Source organism: Oceanobacillus saliphilus, assembly GCF_023522835.1.
GTDB lineage: Bacteria > Bacillota > Bacilli > Bacillales > Amphibacillaceae > Oceanobacillus > Oceanobacillus saliphilus.
Map to the genome: position 1 here is coordinate 429,776 of NZ_JALCZU010000001.1, position 19,627 is coordinate 449,402.

The 19,627-nt window shown below is 39.9% G+C and carries 17 protein-coding genes and 1 pseudogene; 7 read left to right on the forward strand and 11 right to left on the reverse strand.

Annotated features, from left to right (window positions below; all coding sequences use genetic code 11):
• The first annotated feature begins 19 nt into the window (after window positions 1–19).
• Window positions 20–874: a lipoate--protein ligase family protein gene (locus MN204_RS01845; protein ID WP_249869361.1), complete on the forward strand. Its 855-nt coding sequence runs from the start codon at window positions 20–22 to the stop codon at window positions 872–874.
• 206 nt (window positions 875–1,080) lie between these two features.
• Here MN204_RS01845 and pta read toward each other — a convergent pair whose 3' ends face one another.
• Window positions 1,081–2,058, reverse strand: a complete 978-nt coding sequence (gene pta, locus MN204_RS01850; RefSeq protein WP_249869362.1) for a phosphate acetyltransferase — start codon at window positions 2,056–2,058, stop codon at window positions 1,081–1,083.
• Window positions 2,059–2,345: 287 nt separating this feature from the next.
• Here pta and hemQ point away from each other — a divergent pair, with 287 nt between their 5' ends.
• The 3 genes and pseudogenes from hemQ (at window position 2,346) to gerQ (ending at window position 4,400) form a co-directional block, all read left to right on the forward strand.
• Window positions 2,346–3,095 carry a hydrogen peroxide-dependent heme synthase gene (hemQ, locus tag MN204_RS01855; RefSeq protein WP_249869363.1) on the forward strand — a complete coding sequence of 250 codons (750 nt, stop codon included), beginning with the start codon at window positions 2,346–2,348 and terminating at the stop codon, window positions 3,093–3,095.
• A gap of 136 nt (window positions 3,096–3,231) precedes the next feature.
• A pseudogene (locus tag MN204_RS01860) lies at window positions 3,232–3,656 on the forward strand (cell wall hydrolase).
• A gap of 147 nt (window positions 3,657–3,803) precedes the next feature.
• Window positions 3,804–4,400 (forward strand): spore coat protein GerQ, encoded by a 597-nt coding sequence (gerQ, locus tag MN204_RS01865; RefSeq protein ID WP_249869364.1) that lies wholly within the window; start codon window positions 3,804–3,806, stop codon window positions 4,398–4,400.
• A gap of 437 nt (window positions 4,401–4,837) precedes the next feature.
• On the opposite strand, the gene MN204_RS01870 is transcribed toward gerQ, so the two are convergent.
• The 4 genes from MN204_RS01870 to MN204_RS01885 all read right to left on the reverse strand — a co-directional run bounded on the left by MN204_RS01870 (window position 4,838) and on the right by MN204_RS01885 (window position 8,116).
• Complete coding sequence (locus MN204_RS01870; protein ID WP_249869365.1) at window positions 4,838–5,209, reverse strand: DUF423 domain-containing protein; 372 nt, start codon at window positions 5,207–5,209, stop codon at window positions 4,838–4,840.
• A gap of 20 nt (window positions 5,210–5,229) precedes the next feature.
• Entirely contained in the window at window positions 5,230–5,520 is a 291-nt protein-coding gene (locus tag MN204_RS01875; protein ID WP_249869366.1) for a YwdI family protein, read from the reverse strand.
• Between the two features lie 632 nt (window positions 5,521–6,152).
• Window positions 6,153–6,458, reverse strand: coding sequence for a phasin family protein (locus MN204_RS01880; RefSeq protein ID WP_249869367.1), 306 nt, complete (start codon window positions 6,456–6,458; stop codon window positions 6,153–6,155).
• A gap of 14 nt (window positions 6,459–6,472) precedes the next feature.
• Window positions 6,473–8,116 carry an ABC1 kinase family protein gene (locus MN204_RS01885; RefSeq protein ID WP_249869368.1) on the reverse strand — a complete coding sequence of 548 codons (1,644 nt, stop codon included), beginning with the start codon at window positions 8,114–8,116 and terminating at the stop codon, window positions 6,473–6,475.
• Between the two features lie 455 nt (window positions 8,117–8,571).
• Between MN204_RS01885 and MN204_RS01890 the strand changes: the two genes are divergently transcribed.
• Window positions 8,572–9,915, forward strand: a complete 1,344-nt coding sequence (locus MN204_RS01890; protein ID WP_249869369.1) for a YjiH family protein — start codon at window positions 8,572–8,574, stop codon at window positions 9,913–9,915.
• A 107-nt stretch (window positions 9,916–10,022) separates the two neighbouring features.
• Here the strand turns inward: MN204_RS01890 and MN204_RS01895 are convergent, their stop codons facing one another.
• Entirely contained in the window at window positions 10,023–11,039 is a 1,017-nt protein-coding gene (locus tag MN204_RS01895) for an acyltransferase family protein (protein WP_249869370.1), read from the reverse strand.
• 260 nt (window positions 11,040–11,299) lie between these two features.
• Entirely contained in the window at window positions 11,300–12,145 is an 846-nt protein-coding gene (gene ku, locus MN204_RS01900) for a non-homologous end joining protein Ku (protein WP_249869371.1), read from the reverse strand.
• Between the two features lie 105 nt (window positions 12,146–12,250).
• On the opposite strand from ku, the gene MN204_RS01905 reads away from it, so the two are divergent.
• Window positions 12,251–14,053 carry a DNA ligase D gene (locus tag MN204_RS01905; protein ID WP_249869372.1) on the forward strand — a complete coding sequence of 601 codons (1,803 nt, stop codon included), beginning with the start codon at window positions 12,251–12,253 and terminating at the stop codon, window positions 14,051–14,053.
• 94 nt (window positions 14,054–14,147) lie between these two features.
• Here the strand turns inward: MN204_RS01905 and MN204_RS01910 are convergent, their stop codons facing one another.
• Both MN204_RS01910 and chrA read right to left on the reverse strand, forming a co-directional pair.
• On the reverse strand, window positions 14,148–14,588 hold the full coding sequence (locus MN204_RS01910) for an OsmC family protein (protein ID WP_249869373.1): 441 nt from the start codon (window positions 14,586–14,588) through the stop codon (window positions 14,148–14,150).
• A gap of 37 nt (window positions 14,589–14,625) precedes the next feature.
• Window positions 14,626–15,807 carry a chromate efflux transporter gene (gene chrA, locus MN204_RS01915; RefSeq protein WP_249869374.1) on the reverse strand — a complete coding sequence of 394 codons (1,182 nt, stop codon included), beginning with the start codon at window positions 15,805–15,807 and terminating at the stop codon, window positions 14,626–14,628.
• Between the two features lie 419 nt (window positions 15,808–16,226).
• On the opposite strand from chrA, the gene MN204_RS21760 reads away from it, so the two are divergent.
• The gene (locus tag MN204_RS21760) at window positions 16,227–16,310 is read left to right on the forward strand and encodes a putative holin-like toxin (RefSeq protein ID WP_368858641.1); all 84 of its coding nucleotides are present in this window, start codon (window positions 16,227–16,229) and stop codon (window positions 16,308–16,310) included.
• Between the two features lie 432 nt (window positions 16,311–16,742).
• Here MN204_RS21760 and MN204_RS01920 read toward each other — a convergent pair whose 3' ends face one another.
• Together MN204_RS01920 and MN204_RS01925 are read right to left on the reverse strand one after the other, a co-directional pair.
• Window positions 16,743–17,534, reverse strand: a complete 792-nt coding sequence (locus MN204_RS01920) for a TerC family protein (protein WP_249869375.1) — start codon at window positions 17,532–17,534, stop codon at window positions 16,743–16,745.
• Window positions 17,535–17,793: 259 nt separating this feature from the next.
• The gene (locus MN204_RS01925; protein WP_249869376.1) at window positions 17,794–19,527 is read right to left on the reverse strand and encodes a phospho-sugar mutase; all 1,734 of its coding nucleotides are present in this window, start codon (window positions 19,525–19,527) and stop codon (window positions 17,794–17,796) included.
• Window positions 19,528–19,627: the final 100 nt, after the last annotated feature.

Sequence of the window (19,627 nt, forward strand, 5' to 3'; positions counted from 1 at the left end):
AAAGAGTAAGGAGGCAATTATGAAAAACTGGAAAGAAATAATCAGTCATTCGACGTTTCGATATATCGATCATTCCAATGAAACAAGTTTCCATGAAAAATCGTATACTGCCCTGGCTTCGTTTGCGGTGGATGATACCCTCGCAATGTCTGTCAGCAACGGTGAATCCCCACCAGCAATCAGACTTTGGGTACATCCACCGACCATCGTACTCGGGATTCCCGATGCCAGGCTTCCCTATTTAGAGGAAGGCGTGCGATTTTTAAAAGATAAAAATTACCATGTTGTCGTGAGAAACTCCGGTGGGCTTGCGGTCGCTCTAGATGAGGGCGTGTTGAATATTTCACTCGTGATCCCCGGGGTTAAGCATTTGTCCATCCAGGACTGCTACGAAGCAATGGTACGTTTTGTCCAATACATGCTGCGAGATTTGACCGATGCCATTGAAGCATATGAGATTGTCGGTTCCTACTGCCCTGGTGATTACGATTTGAGTATTGGCGGCAGAAAATTTGCAGGCATTTCCCAACGACGGGTAAAGGATGGTGTGGCCGTGCAAATCTATCTTGATGTTGAAGGAAACAGTAACGAAAGAGCTTCCCTCATTCGACGTTTTTATGATGTCAGTAAAAAGAATGAAGCGACAAAATTTGACTACCCGACAGTTGAGCCGGAAGTGATGGCTTCACTTTCAGAATTGCTCGGTGTGGAATTGACAGTGGATAAGATGAAGAAACGGGTCCATGCTGCATTGGACGATATTAGCGAGGAAATCGTTGAAACGGATTTTTCGGATGAGGAGCTTGCTGTTTTTGATAAAAGATATGTGCAGATGGTGAAACGGAATGAGACGGTGGCATTAATGCAGGTTTAAGTGGGTAAGCTGCGGGTGGCGATTTATCGGATATTTGGTGGAATTTGCAGCATTCGGACAGCAGTTTGTGGGATTTAGCTTAATAGTTGCCGAATTTCCCCCTGTTATTGCCATCGTATTTCTCAGATTGTTATCCCGATCATTCTCGCTCAGGCAACTAGAATAAAAAAATCCCTGCATCATATCCGATGCAGGATTTTTACTATTTATTCAGCTGCTGCTTGTGCTGCAGTGATGATTGCTAAGTTATAGACATCTTCTGAGCTACAGCCACGGGATAGGTCATTAACTGGTTTATTCAACCCTTGTAAAACCGGTCCTACTGCTTCAAATCCACCGAGGCGCTGGGCAATTTTGTATCCGATGTTACCTGCTTCTAGGCTAGGGAAGATAAATACATTTGCATCTCCTTTTATTTCAGAATCCGGAGCTTTTTTCTCGGCAACACTTGGTACGAACGCAGCATCAAATTGGAATTCCCCATCGATTACTAGATCAGAATCTTTTTCTTTGGCAATGTTCAGTGCTTCAACAACTCTTTCGGTTTCCTCTGATTTAGCGGAACCTTTTGTAGAGAAGCTAAGCATTGCAACACGTGGATCTACGCCGAACAAGCGGGCCGTTACCGCACTCTCTACTGCGATTTCCGCAAGATCCTGACTATCTGGTGCGATGTTGATTGCGCAATCTGCAAAGACGTATTTTTCATCGTTGCGTACCATAATGAAGACACCGGATGTTTTTTTGATGCCTTCTTTTGTTTTGATGATCTGTAATGCAGGACGTACTGTGTCAGCAGTCGAATGTGCAGCTCCACTTACAAGTCCATCTGCTTTATTCATATATACTAGCATGGTTCCAAAATAGTTTTCATCAAGCAAAATTTTTCTTGCGTCTTCTTCCGTTGCTTTACCTTTACGACGTTCGACAAATGCCTGAACCATTTCTTCCGTTTCTGCATAATCACTTGGATCAAGAATCGTGCAGGATGATACATCAACAGAAATCTCTTCTGCTTTTTTGCTAATGCTATCTTTATTTCCGATCAGTATCGGCGTCAAGACACCGGCAGAAGCTAACTGGCTTGCTGCGGTCAGAATGCGTTCGTCTAACCCTTCCGGAAAAACGATTTTTTTATCAGCTGATGATACTTTGTCTGTTAATTGATCAAATAGTGTACTCATTAAAAACCCTCCATCATGTAAATTGCACTTTGTGTATCCTTTAACAATGGTATACGATTTGCCTATTTATTTAAAGAAGAAAACATCCACTTGGTAAAACTTTTGACAAAGAATCGACAATAATGGATAGCGAGCGACATTGATATCCCTTTCCTAATGATTAGAATACCCTTAATGTGCTATAGTAAAGACATAATACGTTAATTTTGCAGCAAAGTAAGTATAAACTTACCAACCTGCGTAAATGCTTGGTGACAACCAAGTTTTCTAAAAAGGAGTGAAGGAAAATGGCTGAAGCAGTAGTAACAGTGGACGGTTGGTCCGCATTGCATGATACCCGTACATTTGACTGGGCATCATGGAAAATGACTTCTCCGGAAGAGCGGGCAGCAGCTGTAAAGGAATTTGAAGAATTAATGACAAAATGGGATTCTGTTGAAGAAGCTAAAGAGGGCAGCCACGTTGTCTATAAAGTGATCGGCAATAAAGCTGATTTAATGTTTGTTTTCCTGCGTGAAACGATGGATGAATTAGAAGCAATCAAAACCGAAATCAATAAATCCAGAATTGGAGACTATCTGATTCCGGGGTATTCTTATGTGTCCATTATCGAAATGACAATGCACAACCCAATGGATGAAGGAAAAGATCGTGAGCTTTCTCCATATGTAAAAGATCGTTTAAGACCAATTATGCCTAAATGGGAGCATATATGCTTCTATCCGATGGCACGCCGCCGTATTGAAGAAGCTAACTGGTTTACGATTGATAAAGAAGAAAGAACCAGATTGCTTTATGAGCATGGCATGACAGGCAGAAAATATGCAGGAAAAGTGAAAGAAATCATTACTGGTTCCATTGGATTGGACGAGTGGGAATGGGGCGTAACACTTTTTGCTCATGACCCATTACAGTTCAAGAAAATCGTCTATGAAATGCGCTTTGATGAAGTAACTACTAAATATGCTGAATTTGGTGATTTTATTGTAGGTAATTACCTTCCAAAAGATCAAGTAGACGCTTATTTCGCATTATAAATAAATTCAAAACAAAGACTTTCCATCCTCTCATGATGGGAAGTCTTTTTTAGTTGTCATTATATTAAAATTTTGGGCATACAAATATTTAGTGAGCCTGAGCATTGCGATCAGACAGAAATGAGGAATGATTTTTATGTCTCTTGTTGCCCATACAGAAGCTGACGTTGATCTTCTGGCCAGACTGCTGCGCGCCGAAGCTGAGGGGAAGGTGACCTGGGGATGCTGATGGTTGGAAATACCGGGATAAACCGTGTTATTGCTGATTGTCTTGATTTTATAGATATTCGAAATATTAGTAATATGGTTTTTCAAAGCCCTGGTGGATTCGAAGCTACTCAGAAAGAATATTTTTATTAGCGTGCACGTGAATCAGAAAAACGATTGGCGCGGCGTGTTATTCAGGCAGAACAACAACACCCTGCAACAAATACGTTGTGGTTCTTTATGCCGGTAGGGGATTGCCCTGCCCAATGGTATGACCAATGGAATGTCGGCAGATACAAAGCACACTGCTTCTACGCCCCCACAGCTCAAGACTGCCCACAAGTATATAGGTAAGGATTGAGTTGAAGCTTAAGCGAATCGAAAGTGCAGGCGACTGGTTGGAGGTGACAGTTAGCCAATTCGAATCCATTTATTTTCATGGGAAGGTTCTTTTTCCCTCCCATAAAAACAAACAAGAGAAAATTTCAGGAGGTTTTGTTTATGAGTGAAAATCAAGAAAATCAAGAGAATCAAGAAAGCCTAGAAAATCAGGAAAACTCAAATCAGCAGTATCAATCGTACAGTCAGGCCCAATCCGGCCCACAATACTATTATCCTACGAGTTCTCCAGCATATTATCCAATGTATAACACAAGACAGTTCCCACAGCAGCAGTTCCAGCAGCCACCAATGCAACAGCAATTCCAACAACCACAGCAGTTCCAGCAGCCACCTCAAATGCAGCAGCATATCCCGCAACCACAGCAATTCCATCAGCCACCAATGCAACAATTTCCTGATGTGCCTGGTATGCTGCCTATTCAGCAATCCTACATCGAAAACATTTTACGTCTGAATCGTGGTAAACGCGCATCCTTTTACATGACCTTTGAAAATAATGTCCGATGGAATGCGATGATTTTTACAGGGATTATCGAGGCAGCAGGAAGAGATCACATTATAATAAGTGAGCCTGAAACAGGAAGACGCGTTCTTTTACTCATGATCTATTTGGATTATGTAACCTTTGATGAAGAAATCGAGTACGCATATCCATTTAACGCCACTACACCAATGGTAACCTTTTCACCTAGATAAAAAGTGTTTGGAGTTTTAAGGGACGAACAGGACTTCCTTAAGCCAACATCACTGGACCTGGCTACTTAGGCGTAAGAAATCATTGTTGCCAAAAATTTATACTATCTTTACTTATATGAAAAAGGGTGACACCGGTTTACCGGGTCATCCCTTATTCCATTTGCTTCACCTTAAGAGAGGTGATTATCCAGATGAGACATCCCTACAGAAAAATAGTTCAAATGGAATTTATCTCCTTGTTATTCGCTTTTTTGATTGGGTTTTCCGCTCTAATTGCCGGATATATGATTCTCCTGTTTCTATCAATCTACTTAATTGTGCTAAGTTTAGTTTGCGATGCGATGATTTTAATGTACACGCGCCATCCTGTTGAGGCCGGAAAACAAGCCGTTCGGAGTGCCATGCTTTTTATCTTTACCACTTATTTCATCTTTAGATTATAGATTTTTCATGACTGCGATTCCGACCAGTACCCACCCTATCAGAAAGGCCACCCCACCAAGTGGAGTAATCATTGCAAATGTTTTAATGGATGTTAGAGCGTATATATACAGGCTGCCTGAGAATAAAATAATCCCGGCAAGGAACATCCAGCCTCCGGTTGTCAGTAGACCGTTGCCTTGCAATTTCGCCAATAACAAGCCTGTCACAAGCAGGGCCATTGTGTGGAACATCTGATATGTAACAGCCTTTTCCCACGTGGCAATGGCCTTTTCTGATATTCTTCCTTCCAATCCATGTGCACCAAATGCTCCAAGTGCCACTGCCAAAAATCCGTTAATTGCTCCTAAAACCAAAAATAATTTCATTTAGATACCTCTCTCTTCATTTAAAAATCAAAAATAGATTTGCCATTTGCTTCATCGTCAGTAACCGGATCCGCTGTTTGTCCTTGTAAAGATCCTTTATTACCGGACTGTTCACCTATCATCGCCTTGATTTCCTCTTTACTGAATTCTGTTTCTTCTTCGACTTGATGATCGTCCTCAAGAAATAAGTCACATAATAGACGCACGTTAGCTATATGGGAGGCCATTTTTTTGTCGGAATGCTGATTCTCTTTTGCCTCATATAATTCATGAATCATTTTCTTCATGAGTTTATCATTCGTTATCGCCATCTTATCGCCCCTAACATTTCGAATGCCATTATTATAGCACGGCTGCATGTCGATTTATAGAAAGGTACATCTTCAGGTCCAAATAGAAAAAGCCCTGGAAAATCCAAGACTTCAAATTATGAGTTCATGCTACATAGATTATAATCTTTTTTCTGTAGATCAGTTTCCAGTTGCTCCATGGTGTAGCGTTTGTACATCCATTGCAGGAACCTCAGTTCATCTTCCCGCAACTTTCTCCCAAGCTTATCAGTTGTGCCAATACATAAATGATAAAAGCTTTCCATCCCGCCAACACTCCCTTTTACTGTACACTGAAATTTAAATTCATTATAACGGTTCTAATCTAAGTAATCAATAGTAAAGTTTAAATTTGCGGAATTTACTGATTAATACGCCCCTTAAACAAATGGCAAACGTGTCAACTCCCTGATTACACAAGACAAAAAGGAAGCTCGACTAAAAACACCACAGCCTGTGCCACCACTAAATAATTGTGGTCAAAATTTTATACTTAGAAAACTTAGTTGTCACCAAGTCTTTCGGTGACACCCTTTGTTGCTCTTATGCATGTTGGAAAGTTTAAAGCTTTCCATATGCAAAAAAAATGAACCCGCAATTGCAGGTTCATTCTCCTATTGATGAGGCTGATTTAATTTATCTTCAAGTTCAGTGAGACGAGCTCTCAGTTCATTGATATCTTCTTTTGTAGCTATTCCATAATCGCTAGCCAATTTCTGCATTTGCACTTGATTTTTGGCAGTCCACTCATCTTTTTTCATATCGCCTTTATCAACAAAATTCTGCATAACGGTTTTAGCCTGTTCTTGTGTCAGTTCATTTTTGTCAACGAGTTCTTTCAGCTTTTGACTCAATTTTTCCTTACCGCTTACTGCAGCACCCAAGCCAAGTAAAAATCCCTTTTTTAAATAGTCACTCATTCTAATGCACCCCCTTACCTCCTGGATCGGATCATCCTGTAATGGTTTACGAAAATCAGGTTCAGTGTAAATAGAAACAGCCCAATGAGGACAAGTCCAATGATTACCATCGTGTTAAACTGCATATTGAAACCTAATATAGAAATGGCAATCCCTGTTACTACCATCATAAAGGAAATAACTTCAAGTAGTAAATAAAATTGATGCCTCATTTGAAAATAATGCTTTTCTTTATCCCATTTCCTATTCTTTTCCCCACTTTCAAGGAAATTTAACAATGCCCTCGGGTAGGAAAGTGCGGGTTCGGTCAAATTCTTTGCATATTGCTTTGTTACTGATTCCACAATACTTCTTCTTCCAAACCATTTTTTAATTCTTGGAATCGCCCATTTTTTAATATCCATATCCGGATTTATCGCGAATAGAATCCCTATCACAATCGAAACAGCTCTCAATAGATAGGCATAATCTGCCGGCATTTGAATCGGCTGCTCTTTAATGATGCTACTGATATCATCGCTTAATTGATTCATAATTTTTGAGTCTATATTCTTCAGAGAGCCGTCCGAATAAATATCAACGGTTTCTTTAATGACTTTTTTCAATTTCTTCTTGTCGGCATTTGGCAAAATAAAGTTCATTTTATCAAGCGCCGCTATTACCATATCGTAATTATCTATGATAAATCCTTGAACAAGTAATTTAAATTGCTCTGTATCTTCTTTTTTGATTTCACCAACCATGCCGAAATCGATAATTACTATTGTTCCATCTTTTTGAATCAGAATATTTCCAGAATGTGGATCGGCGTGAAATTTTCCCGGATGCAAGAACTGGGTAATATAGTGATCAAAGAGACTTTTTGTTATCTTCTCTATATCTATATTATGTTGCTGGATAAAGGAGATGTCTGTTATTTTTGCTCCCGTCACCCACTCCATTACGAGAACCTTTTCCGTACAGAGATAATTATAATATTTCGGAATGTGAATTGTAGTATCTTCTTTAAATCGCTCTCTGAAATACTCACCATATTGGAGTTCCTGCTCATAGTCGAGTTCACGGTTCATGACAAGTACAAGTTCTCTATATAAAGCGTTCAAATCAGCTTTTTTACCAAAGGATGTGAACACTTTTAATATCCAGAAAACAATTCTTAGTGCTGCGAAATCTTTATGGAACACTTCTTCAATCCGATGCCGTCTTATCTTTATGGCAACCTCGGTTCCATCTTTTAGCGTCCCCTGGTAAACGTCCCCAATGGATGCTGAAGCGATTGCATGATCTTCGATGTGTGAAAGATGTTGAAAAATATCTGTTCCCCACTCTTTTTCTATAATGGAAAGAGCCGTTTCATGTGGCATTGGTGGGACCTTGTCAACTAGTTCATTGAGCTCTCTTATAAATACGTCCGGCATGAAATCGGTCCGCGTACTCAAAAACTGTCCGATTTTTATAAGAACACCGCCAAGATTTTCTGCTTTTTTGCGATACTCCAATGCCATTTTATATAGCATGTTGTCCCACTTTTTAACTGTTTTTTTATCCCATATTTTATTTTTGAAATGGAAGTAATAAATTTTTATGATGAATTTTACAGCAATCCAAACAATAATAGTACCGCGATACATGCTATTATATTTAAATAGTTTTCCCACATACAACACCTCATCATTGTTTACCCTAAATTGAAGAATTCTAATACATTGGCTGTTTTCTTTAGTCATCACACTATTATTGACGTGATATATGTATACTGCGAAGTAAGACGCTTGACGACCGCTCTGGGAAATGATACTGCGGTTGCCTAGAAATCTATTTTCCATTATTAGCGCTGTAGATTTCTTATAAAAAGAAGTTACGTCGCACTTTATATCTAATATGAAGATTAAAAAGCACCAAAACTTACGAAGAGAGCCTTTATATTTAACGATATAGGAGATTGATAGGTTTGTACAGGTTGAACGATGGCGCTAGTTTCGAACGGTTTTTACTGGTAAAAGTTCGACAAAATCTTACAATATTCACCTATTGAATATATTTTCATTAAGTTGTATAATCATACAGTTAGATGCTACGATAATTTTATGGCATATGATTATTGGAGGTTATTATGAGAAATTATACTATTATAGATCATTTAAAGTTTATCATTCCGTCGCTAATCGGCATTTTTCTGTTCATGGTGCCAATTGAATCAGGCGACGGAGTTACGATCCCTATTGCCATTTTGGCGAATTGGATTCAGGATTTGCTTGCTGACCAATTGTCCGCCATCATGATGATCATCATTGTGATAACGGCAATAATGACGTTATTTACGAAGCTCGCCGGAGAAAAGGCATTGGCTAAGACTCCATTTTTTCAGAATTTATTCTACACGAGTACTTTTTGGACAGTAACCCGTGTAATCGCTGCTGTCTTTGCAGTGATGGTTTTTTTCGAGCTAGGACCGGAAGCCGTTTATAGTGAAGATACTGGTGGAATGCTATTACACAGTTTGCTTCATGTACTGTTTGCTGTTTTCCTTTTTGCAGGGCTCTTTTTGCCACTACTGATGAACTTTGGTTTATTGGAACTGTTTGGCACTTTAATGACGAAAATCATGCGCCCTCTATTCCGACTTCCAGGCAGATCTTCTGTTGATGCGCTGGCATCGTGGGTTGGGGACGGAACGATTGGTGTCTTGCTAACGAGCAAGCAATATGAGGAAGGTTATTATACCAAAAGGGAAGCGGCAGTTATCGGTACGACATTTTCGATTGTATCGATTACTTTCTCTCTCGTTGTCCTTACAGAAGTAGGACTTGCGCATATGTTTGTTCCCTTCTATTTGACAGTTGCAATTGCAGGGTTTATAGCAGCATTAATCATGCCACGTATTCCACCTTTGTCAAGGAAAGCAAATACGTATATCCGTGAAGATTCCAAAGGTATTAACGAGACCATACCTGTTGGAGATAATGTTCTTACATTTGGTTACAAAAATGCATTGGATCGTGCAAAAAAAGAAAAGAGTGTATATAAGTTCTTAAAAGAAGGAGCACAAAACATTCTTGACATGTGGATGGGTGTTGCACCTGTCGTCATGGCTTTTGGTCTTGTCGCGCTAATTATTGCGGAATATACACCGGTGTTCTCATGGCTCGGTGCACCATTCATCCCATTACTCGAACTTATGCAGGTTCCATATGCTGCAGAAGCATCTGAAACGATACTGATAGGATTTGCAGACATGTTCCTACCGGCAATCATTGGCTCATCCATCGAGGCTGAGATTACCCGGTTCATCATTGCAGCACTTTCTGTAACACAGTTAATTTACATGTCCGAAGTCGGGGGCTTATTATTGGGGTCCAAGGTACCTGTATCATTTAAAGACTTGATTGTAATTTTCCTACTGCGTACATTAATTACCCTACCTATCATAACGTTGATAGCACATATGATATTTTAATAATAAAAAAACAAAGCAGGCGATCCGAATAAGGGTCGCCTGCTTTGTTTAAATGGTTGTTAATGGATTACACGTCTTACGTTCTATAATGTTTCCTATTTTTGAAATCAAGTTTGTGCAGATTTCTTTTTTCTATCTCCTTTTATTGCCTTTTTGATTATCGAGGCTCTTCCTTCAATTAATGGCTCCCATAGAACAAGGACCGGTTTGCTGGAAAGGATCACTACAATTAAAGCTGAAATGGCGGCAAGTCCGAGGACATCTACTGCATGATTAACCTCGAATAAATCATGCTGTCGGAAGAACTGGATGAAAAAACCATGTAACAAATAAACATATAATGTTCGTTTTCCGAGATCAGTAATCAAACCTAGATTCTTTTTCGGAACCCACGCAAGCACACTGATCACCATTACTCCCGCTGTTACATATACGAGCAGTCTAGCTATTCCACCAAATTGTGCCATTCCTAAATCGCTATAGGATTTGGATGCAAGTAGCCAGCCGGAATTAATATCTGGGAGATAATAGATTGCAACTGCCAAACCCGCCATAACAGCAATTGAAATCATTTTCACTGCTTTATGCTTGATCCACATGATTTGCTTTTCCGTTAACCAAAAACCAATAAGGAAAAATGGAAAGAACACAAATGTCCGCGACAAACTGAATGTATGGCCAATTTCACCGAAATAACCAACGATCAACCCAATCATGACTGCAATGGATATACTTAATAAAGCCGGTATTTTTTTAAACCAATATAGCAGAATATGCCAGCTGAATAAACTGAGGAGAAACCATAATGACCAGTGCGGGTAGAATATACCAGTCTGCCACCCTGACCTGCCAATATAAAAGTAATAGATTGTATAGAGGACCTGGAAAATAAGATATGGCACAAGCAATTTTTTCATTAAATTGAAGATGTATTCTTTATTCCCAGAGCCTTTAGCAAAAAATCCCGCTAGCAGGATAAAAGCTGGCATATGAAACGTGTAAATCCACATATATAATGTATTCATACCAGCTGAGCCTTCAACAAATGGCTGAATAATATGACCAAAAACAACGAGAAAAATCAATAAAACTTTTGCATTATCAAAAAATGAATTCCTTTTCATAGATACGCATCCCTCTTATGTTGTCTGTTTGCTTGTAGTAAACACTTTACCCCTTTTTTATGAAATAATCTTGGTAAATGAAGTGAATTCATCATTTTGTAACTATTTTGTTAGAGGGACGACAAAATGAAGCGCGATTGTAATAATCATGGCTTATATTGGAAGCAATGACTTTTCTGAGATTTGAGCTGGTTTCTTTTAAAGGATGTAGATCAGTGCGCTTTTGACGGAAGAAAAAATGCCTCCATCGTGGAGACATTTCAGGTTGCGGTCTTTTTCTTTTGGGCGGCTGTTTTTGTTTTTCGTTTTGGTTGCTTCGGCTTTGACTTGTCCTTTTTGGCTCGTTCCAAAGATGCTTGGAGAGCATCCATCAGATTGGTTACATTGTCCGGTACTGGCTTGTCTTTGGCAGTCGCTGTCTGTTCCGTGTTTTTCTTTTCTTCAATGAGATCAAGCAAAGCTGTTCGATAATCATCTTTATATTTTTCAGGCTCAAACGCTGCCGTCAGCTGGTCAATTAACATTTTTGCTGTATCCAATTCCTTTTTCACGATGTTAACTTCTTCCGGAATGTTCGGGACATCCTTTACGCTTCGCACTTCATCTGGATAATGAATCGTTTCGACAACCAATGTGTTTTCATAAACCCGAATTACTGCGAGCTGCTCCTTTGAACGAATCATCATTTTGGCAATTCCTATTTTACCCGTATCGGTCAGCGCACTTCTAAGCAATCCATATGCTTTACTGCCTCCTTCATTCGGAGACAGATAATAGCTTTTTTCAAAATAAATCGGGTCAATATCCTCCAATTTGACAAAGTCGACAATCTCAACGGCTTTGTCTTCCTGCTCTTTCTTTAAAGCTTCCAATTCTTCCTCATCTAAGATTACAAATTTATTTTTGGCATATTCGTAGGCTTTTACAATATCTTCATTTTTAATCTCTTCTTCGCAAACTGGGCATGTTTTTTCATATTTAACGGGGGATTTACATTCTTTATGAAGCTGTCTTAATTTTACATCCTTGTTTTCGGTTGCGGCATGCATTTTTACAGGAATATTTACAAGTCCAAAGCTTATCGTGCCTTTCCACATCGTATGCATAGAATAACCTCCTCTTTTCTTTAGTGTGCTGCCTGCCCTTCATTTTATTCAGTACGGTTATTATCTCCGAAACAAGCCATTTTAAAAGTAAGGAGTTGGTTTTAGATGGATATCATGAAGCCAGTTGCAAGTACAGAAATTCCAAAAGGCGATGAATGGGTATATGAAGTGAAATATGACGGTTTCCGTTGTGTTTTGACGTGGGAAAAAGAAGGAAACATTCGTCTGACAAGCAGAAATAGGAAAGACCTTACTGCAAACTTTCCGGAGATTGTTGCGTTTTGTGAGGAACATTATTCGGAGGTTAATTCTTTCCTGCCATTAAAATTGGATGCGGAGCTTGTTGTATTGAATCATGCTTTTCAGGCTAACTTTTCATGGATTCAAAAGCGCGGAAGATTAAAGAATACCGAGTCCATCCATAATGCCGCCACTACCAGACCAGCTGTATTGATGGTGTTTGACTTAGTAGAGATAAAAGGGATCTCATGTAGAGATGAGAAATTAACCATCAGAAAGAAAAAATTAAAGAGCCTTTTCGGTAAACTGGAAACCCAAGATCGTATGCGGTTGGTGGAGTCTTTCAGCAATGCGGGCGAGATTCAGGAGGTGGTCTTTCATGCAATGGGAGAAGGGATTGTTGCCAAGCGTAAAACAGGCATCTACTTATCCGGTAAAAGCCATCGTGATTGGTTTAAAATCAAAAATTGGCGTACGATTCAAGGATTCTTGACAACATATAATCCGGAAAACGGTTATTTTGCGGTCGGTGTTTTTGAGGGTGAACATATAAAAACTATAGGAAAATGCAAGCACGGGCTTGATTCAGAATCTTTTCAGACACTTAAGCAGCTATTTTTGACCAATGGAAAGAAAAAGGCTCACGTTTATTCGCTCCCACCTGCCATTTGTGCTGCCATTCATACACTTGATTTATATAAAAACGAACTGCGGGAACCCGAATTCGCCAAGCTACTGCCAACCGTAAAACCCGAAGAATGTACATCAGACAAATTAAAATTGGATCTCTCCATGTTACCTCATGAGATTAATTTGACCAATACAGATAAATTCCTTTGGCCAAAGGCTTCTTATACAAAAGGTGATTTTCTCACCTATATTCGTGGAATTTCAGCCTATATGCTCCCCTTTTTGCTAAATAGGATGTTAACCGTTATAAGATGTCCGGACGGGGTTGATCAGGAGCATTTTTTTCAAAAACATCTGCCTGACTATGCCCCTGATTTCATTACTGCCATACCTGTAGAGGGTGACAAGGCGTTTGTCTGTGACAATCTTGCATCCCTTGTCTGGTTTGCAAATCACGGATCAGTGGAATACCATATTCCATTTCAGAAAGTTTATCGTTCGGTACCGGCAGAAATTGTCTTTGATCTCGACCCGCCTGACAGAGATCATTTTCACCTGGCCATCCGGGCTGCAAATCTAATCAAAACATTGCTTGATGATCTGCAGTTGGTTTCTTTCGTGAAAACTTCCGGTAATAAAGGACTACAGATTCATATACCTATCCGGGAAGGAAGCATGACCTATGAGGAAACGGCAACCTTTACCCAGGCTATTGCATGGACAATTGAGAACAGCTATCCGGATTTATTTACAACCGAACGAATGAAGAAAAAGCGACATGACAGATTGTATATTGATTATGTACAGCATGGAAAGGATAAAACGATCATCGCACCTTATTCACCAAGGATGACCGATGAAGGGACAATAGCTACTCCCTTATTTTGGAATGAAGTTAAGGAGGGGCTGCTCCCAACCCAATTCACGCTGGAAAATGGAATAGATCGGGTACAGGAGCTTGGATGCCCGTTTGCAGATTATTTTAAGATAGCGGACGTGCAGAAAATGGATAAGGTGTTGCGGTTAGTGCGGGAATAGATGCAGTGGCTAAAATAGCCTTACCAATTGATATGGTAAAGCTATCTCTATTTAATTGATATCCACCGTTCTTATACGCCATCCGACCTTCAAGCTAGTATAAATTTGCCTGGAGTTCCAGTTCTACATTCCCTTGGATAGCACGGGAGATCATACAGCTTTTTTCTGCTTTTTCGACAAGCTTCTTTAATTTACTGTGTTGCTCGTCCGTTGCATTTTCTTTTAGCGAGACGGTTGGACGATGAATGATCTTTTTATAGGTAAAGACACCATTCGTTACATCGACAATACCTTCTGATTCCAATGACATTTCATCGAGTGGCAGGTCTGCCCGCTCAATCATGGCCGCCAATGTGATGATATAGCATGTTGCAGCCGCTCCGAGCAGCATCTCATCAGGATTTGTGCCGACACCAGGGCCATCCATTTCTGGTGGTATAGAGATTTTGGTTTGTAAATTACCCGCTTCAATATACCCTTCACTATTTCGTCCACCAGGCCAGTCTGCTTTTAAATGAAAATGATGTTCCGCCATTTCAATCACCTCTTATTCATTTTAGCGTAACTGACATTTAAACGAAAATGAAAGCGACTATTTCACCCAATAGAATACCGATAATTACAATCATCCATGCAGGTTTTTTCCAGAAATGCAATAAGGCAAAAAGAATTGCCGCAATGGCAAAATCTGCCCCGCTTAGGATACCACTAGTAAAAACCGGATCATAAAATGCAGCAAGTAAAATACCGACAACTGCAGCATTCACTCCTGTCAAAATGCCTTGAAAACTGGACCGATTCCTTAGCTCATTAAGGAAAGGAAGAGCTCCAATAACGAGTAGGAATGAAGGTAAAAACATCCCTACAGTCGCAACTACTCCACCTGCAATTCCTGACATCATCGTTCCCAAATAGCTCGCAAACGTGAATAACGGGCCGGGTACAGCCTGTGCCGCTCCATAACCAGCCAGAAACTCTCCACTCGTTACAAGCCCATTAGGGACAACTTCCTGTTCCAGTAGCGGCAAAACAACATGCCCACCACCAAAAACGATGGCCCCAACGCGGAAGAAGATATCAAAAATCGTTATGTAATCATTTGTGACAACTCGTGATACGATTGGCAGACCAATTAGAAGAACTGCCAAAATGGATAAAGATAGTACACCTTGTGTTTTCGTTACGGTAACACGAAAAGGATTTACCTTTGTTTCCGTCTGTTTAGAAAACATAAAGTATCCTATGATTGCAGCAACGATAATGATAGAAATTTGTATAAAAGCTGATGGAAACAACAGCATAACCAAAGCTGCAGCGAGTGCTATTGCAATTCGCGGCCGGTCTGGCGTGAGATTTTTCCCCATCCCCATAATTGCATGGGCTACTACAGCCACTGCAACAATTTTAAGACTGGAAATCCATGTTGCGTCTCCCAATGAAAATGCCTGATAAAAGACGGCAAATGCGATTAGGACAATAATCGATGGAATAGTAAAGCCAAACCAGGATACGATTCCTCCTAATAAGCCGCCACGTAGCATTCCAATTGCAATACCTACCTGACTGCTTGCGGGTCCCGGAAGAAATTGGCAAAGCGCAATGATATCAGCGTACATTTTATCGTCCAGCCATTTCCTTTTATCTACGTATTCGTCTTTAAAATATCCTAAATGAGCAACAGGTCCACCGAAGGACGTTAACCCAAGCTTTAAGGATGTAAACAGAATTTCAACTAATGATTTGTTCTTTTCCATAATTACCTCCTTGTATATTCCCTTCTAAACTAACATATCCCAAAACTAGCTGCATTGGAATTTACATAAATTTTACATTGTGATAAATAGAACACGCAACTTTCACATCCATAAAATAGGTTCAATTGGTTGAATTGGTTAAACTTAGCAAGCGTTTAATAATCGCCTGGGAACTTAAAAAAAGCAAAGATGGATAAGATTAATGTCAACTATCAAAACTCTGGTAATTTCTTTAAGCATCTATGCCCTACTATTTTAAAACTTACTGGAGATCTATCCTATCAATCGGGAGTTCTAATGTAACATGAATCGGTTGTTGGGGGCATTAATCTTGATGAAATGTTATTATGGAAGGACAATAGTTTGATAAACTCATGGGCGGGTTGGCATTCATCTCCGATAGAAAGGAGGTGGTGCCAATGACAGTATTTGAAGCATTGATCTTAGCTTTAACTTTTGGAATGCTGATTTTAGCAATGCTGTCATTTAACCAAAAAAAATAAGCCCCCGCCACTTGAGTTTACGGCTCCTGTGGGTGCTTATTTTTTAACCTATACAGCCAATCCCCCTTGCAGGGAATCATGCTATTGCATCAGATCGTCAGCGCTGACACGCTGGCGGTCTTTTTATTATTGTATGTTGATGTCTTTATTATACCATAAATAATTAGAATTCAAAGCATTTGTTCCATATCGCGTCTACGCTTCCTTGAAAAGTGGAAGTATCAATAGCTTACATTATTAGGATTTGGCTTTTATATTTATTGGCCTAGTAAATAGCCTAATATGGGGCTACTATAGTTATTATTTTATTTCCAAATTTAGTTGGGCGTTATTGGTGTTTCTAGCTTTAATAAATAATAAAATTATAGAGTTCACTATCTGCTTAGAAAACTTGGCATACGCAAATATTTTGGGCGAATGCATTAGTTGCACTTAAGCCGTTTTTTCTTTTTTAGGTCCAGATCCGAACCAGCCAATCACTGCGATCATCACTAATACAATATAGAAAATAGATTTCCATATCGTTGAATGCGGGAATTCATGAGGTAACCACGCGATATCCTGATGGGCCATGACGAGTACTGCGAGTTTTACGCCTACCCAGCCAACAATCAGAAATGCCGCTACTTCCAGACCTGGTCGATCATGTAATAATCCTACAAATATATTAGCAGCAAACCTCATAACGATAAGACCAATCATCCCACCTGCGAATATAACTGCAAACTGCCCAGCATCAAGGCTTCCGACTGTTCCAAGCCCAGTTGGAGGAAGTGCGACTGCAAGCGCGACTGCTGCGAGGATTGAATCGACAGCAAATGCCAGGTCGGCAAATTCAACCTTCACAACCGTAATCCAGAATTCCTTTTTGGACGCCTGTGGCTCATCTCCATGTTTGATTGGCTGCTTCGCTTTTTCTATTTGATCTTCGACTTGCGGTTTAAATCTGGCATATAAGTTTTTAATGGATATGAAGAGCAGATATGCTGCACCCAACGCCTGAACCTGCCACATCTCCACGAGGAATGAAATAACAAATAAGGACCCGAACCGAAGCACAAACGCACCGGCCAAACCATAAAACAAGGCTCTTTTCCGCTGCTTTTCCGGTAGATGACGCACCATAATTGCCAAAACAAGCGCATTATCTGCAGCCAAAAGCCCTTCGAGTCCGATTAATACTACTAAGACCCATAAATACTCCAAAATTAACTCTGTTCCCATTTGTACTCTCCTTAAAATGATGTCTCACTAGCAGATAAGAGCACAAAAAGAGACCTTTACCTGCTAGTGGTAAAGGTCTCGCAAACAACGTCCGTTGCCAATGAAGCCGGAGATATGATCTCGTAATGACGACTTTTATTGTACAGCTACTCCCCTTTAGGAAATATTAAACTATTAAATAGTAAATACCTTTTAGCTTCATTTGTCAACTTTCCATAGGGTTTTATTCTAAGCCGGAGCTCACATGTAAACTTTTTATCTATTTCATTATTTCAGCGATTTCCCGATCCATCGTTTCCTTCAGGGCTGTCAATAATTTTTCGCTATCGTCATGACTGTTGCCACGTACTCCATAATAGCATTTTATTTTAGGCTCCGTACCGGATGGACGAAGGCAGACCCAGCCATCCTGCTCCAAAATAAATTTCATCATATTTTCTTTTGGAAGTCCAATAGCCTCTTTTTCGTTATTTGCAACGAGCAGACGTTCACCGGATAAATAGTTTTCTACCTTTTCTACTTGCATTCCAGCGATTTCCTCAAATGGATTAGAGCGTATCTCGTCCATGATTTTAGCAATCTTTAAAGAACCTTCTTTTCCCTTAAGAGTGAGTGATGACATTCCTTCCAAGTAATACCCGTGTTTTTCATAAAGTACTTCCAGAGCATCGAACAGGGTTTTCCCTTGCTGTTTCCAATGATAGGCCATTTCCGTTGCCATCATAGCAGCCTGAACGGCATCTTTATCCCGGACAAAGCTGCTGATTAGGTATCCATAACTTTCTTCGAATCCGAAAATAAACGTTTTCCCAGTAGCATCAAACTCGGCAATTTTTTCACCGATAAACTTAAAACCTGTTAATGTATCAATTGTCTCTACCTGATTCTCATTGGCTATCGCCTTCCCAAGTTCCGTAGTTACAACGGTTTTAATCATTCGGGAATTTCGGAATATATTTGGGTCACTGTGTGTCAGTATATAATCAAGAAGCAATGATCCTAACTGATTTCCTGTCAGAACCTGATATTCACCTTCTTTGTTTTTGACCGCAACTCCCAACCTGTCTGCATCAGGATCCGTTCCAAGCAAAATATCTGCATTATTTTCTTTCCCAAGTTCAATAGCCATCGTAAATGCCTGATGTTCCTCAGGGTTTGGTGATGCAACTGTGGAAAACTCCGGATCTGGTGTCGCTTGTTCCTCCACAATTGATACATTGGAGAAGTTCAGCTGTTTCAAACCGTTCGTGACGAGATGATAGGCAGTTCCATGCAAAGGTGTGAAAACAATCTGTAAGTCTTTCTCTTGCCCCTGGACTTCCGGACTCATCTTCGTAATTTGGTTAAGGCGCTCCAAATAGGCATTATCTATTTCTTTTCCCAACCAATTCAGTAGTCCAGTTGATTCCAGTTCCTCCTTTTCCATAATCGGAACGGAAAGCTCGTCTTCTGTCTGCCCAATAGCTTCTATAATCTGATTCGCTTCTTCCGGGATGATTTGTCCGCCACTTTCGTTATATACTTTAAACCCATTGTATTCCGGTGGGTTGTGGCTCGCTGTAATCATGATTCCAGCAGCTGTGCTTAAGTAACGAACTGCGAATGAAAGCAATGGTGTAGGTCGCAGTGATTCAAAGATATGCGTTTTAATTCCATAGGAACCGAGCACCTTTGCAGATTCAAGCGCAAATTCAGGTGACATATATCTGGAATCATATGCGATCACAACACCCCTGTCTTTAACATTAACCCGGTTGGCCAAAAGGTAGTTTGCAAGGCCATTAACCGCTTTTCTAACCGTATATATATTCATTCGGTTGATTCCAGCACCAAGCACACCTCTCATACCACCTGTTCCAAAGGTCAATTCTTTATAAAAGGCATCTTCAAGCAACACGTTGTTATCCTTATTCCTATGTAGCTCTGTTTTCAAAGACTCGTCAAGACTTTCAAATGAATTCCACTTTTCATAAATTTGTTTCCAGTTTCCCATTTCATGGCCCCCCGCACATCTATATGCCAAAATTTTAGCACACTTTTCAGTTTTATACTATAACCCTAGTTTAGTTGATTTATTTTATGGCAATAATTTA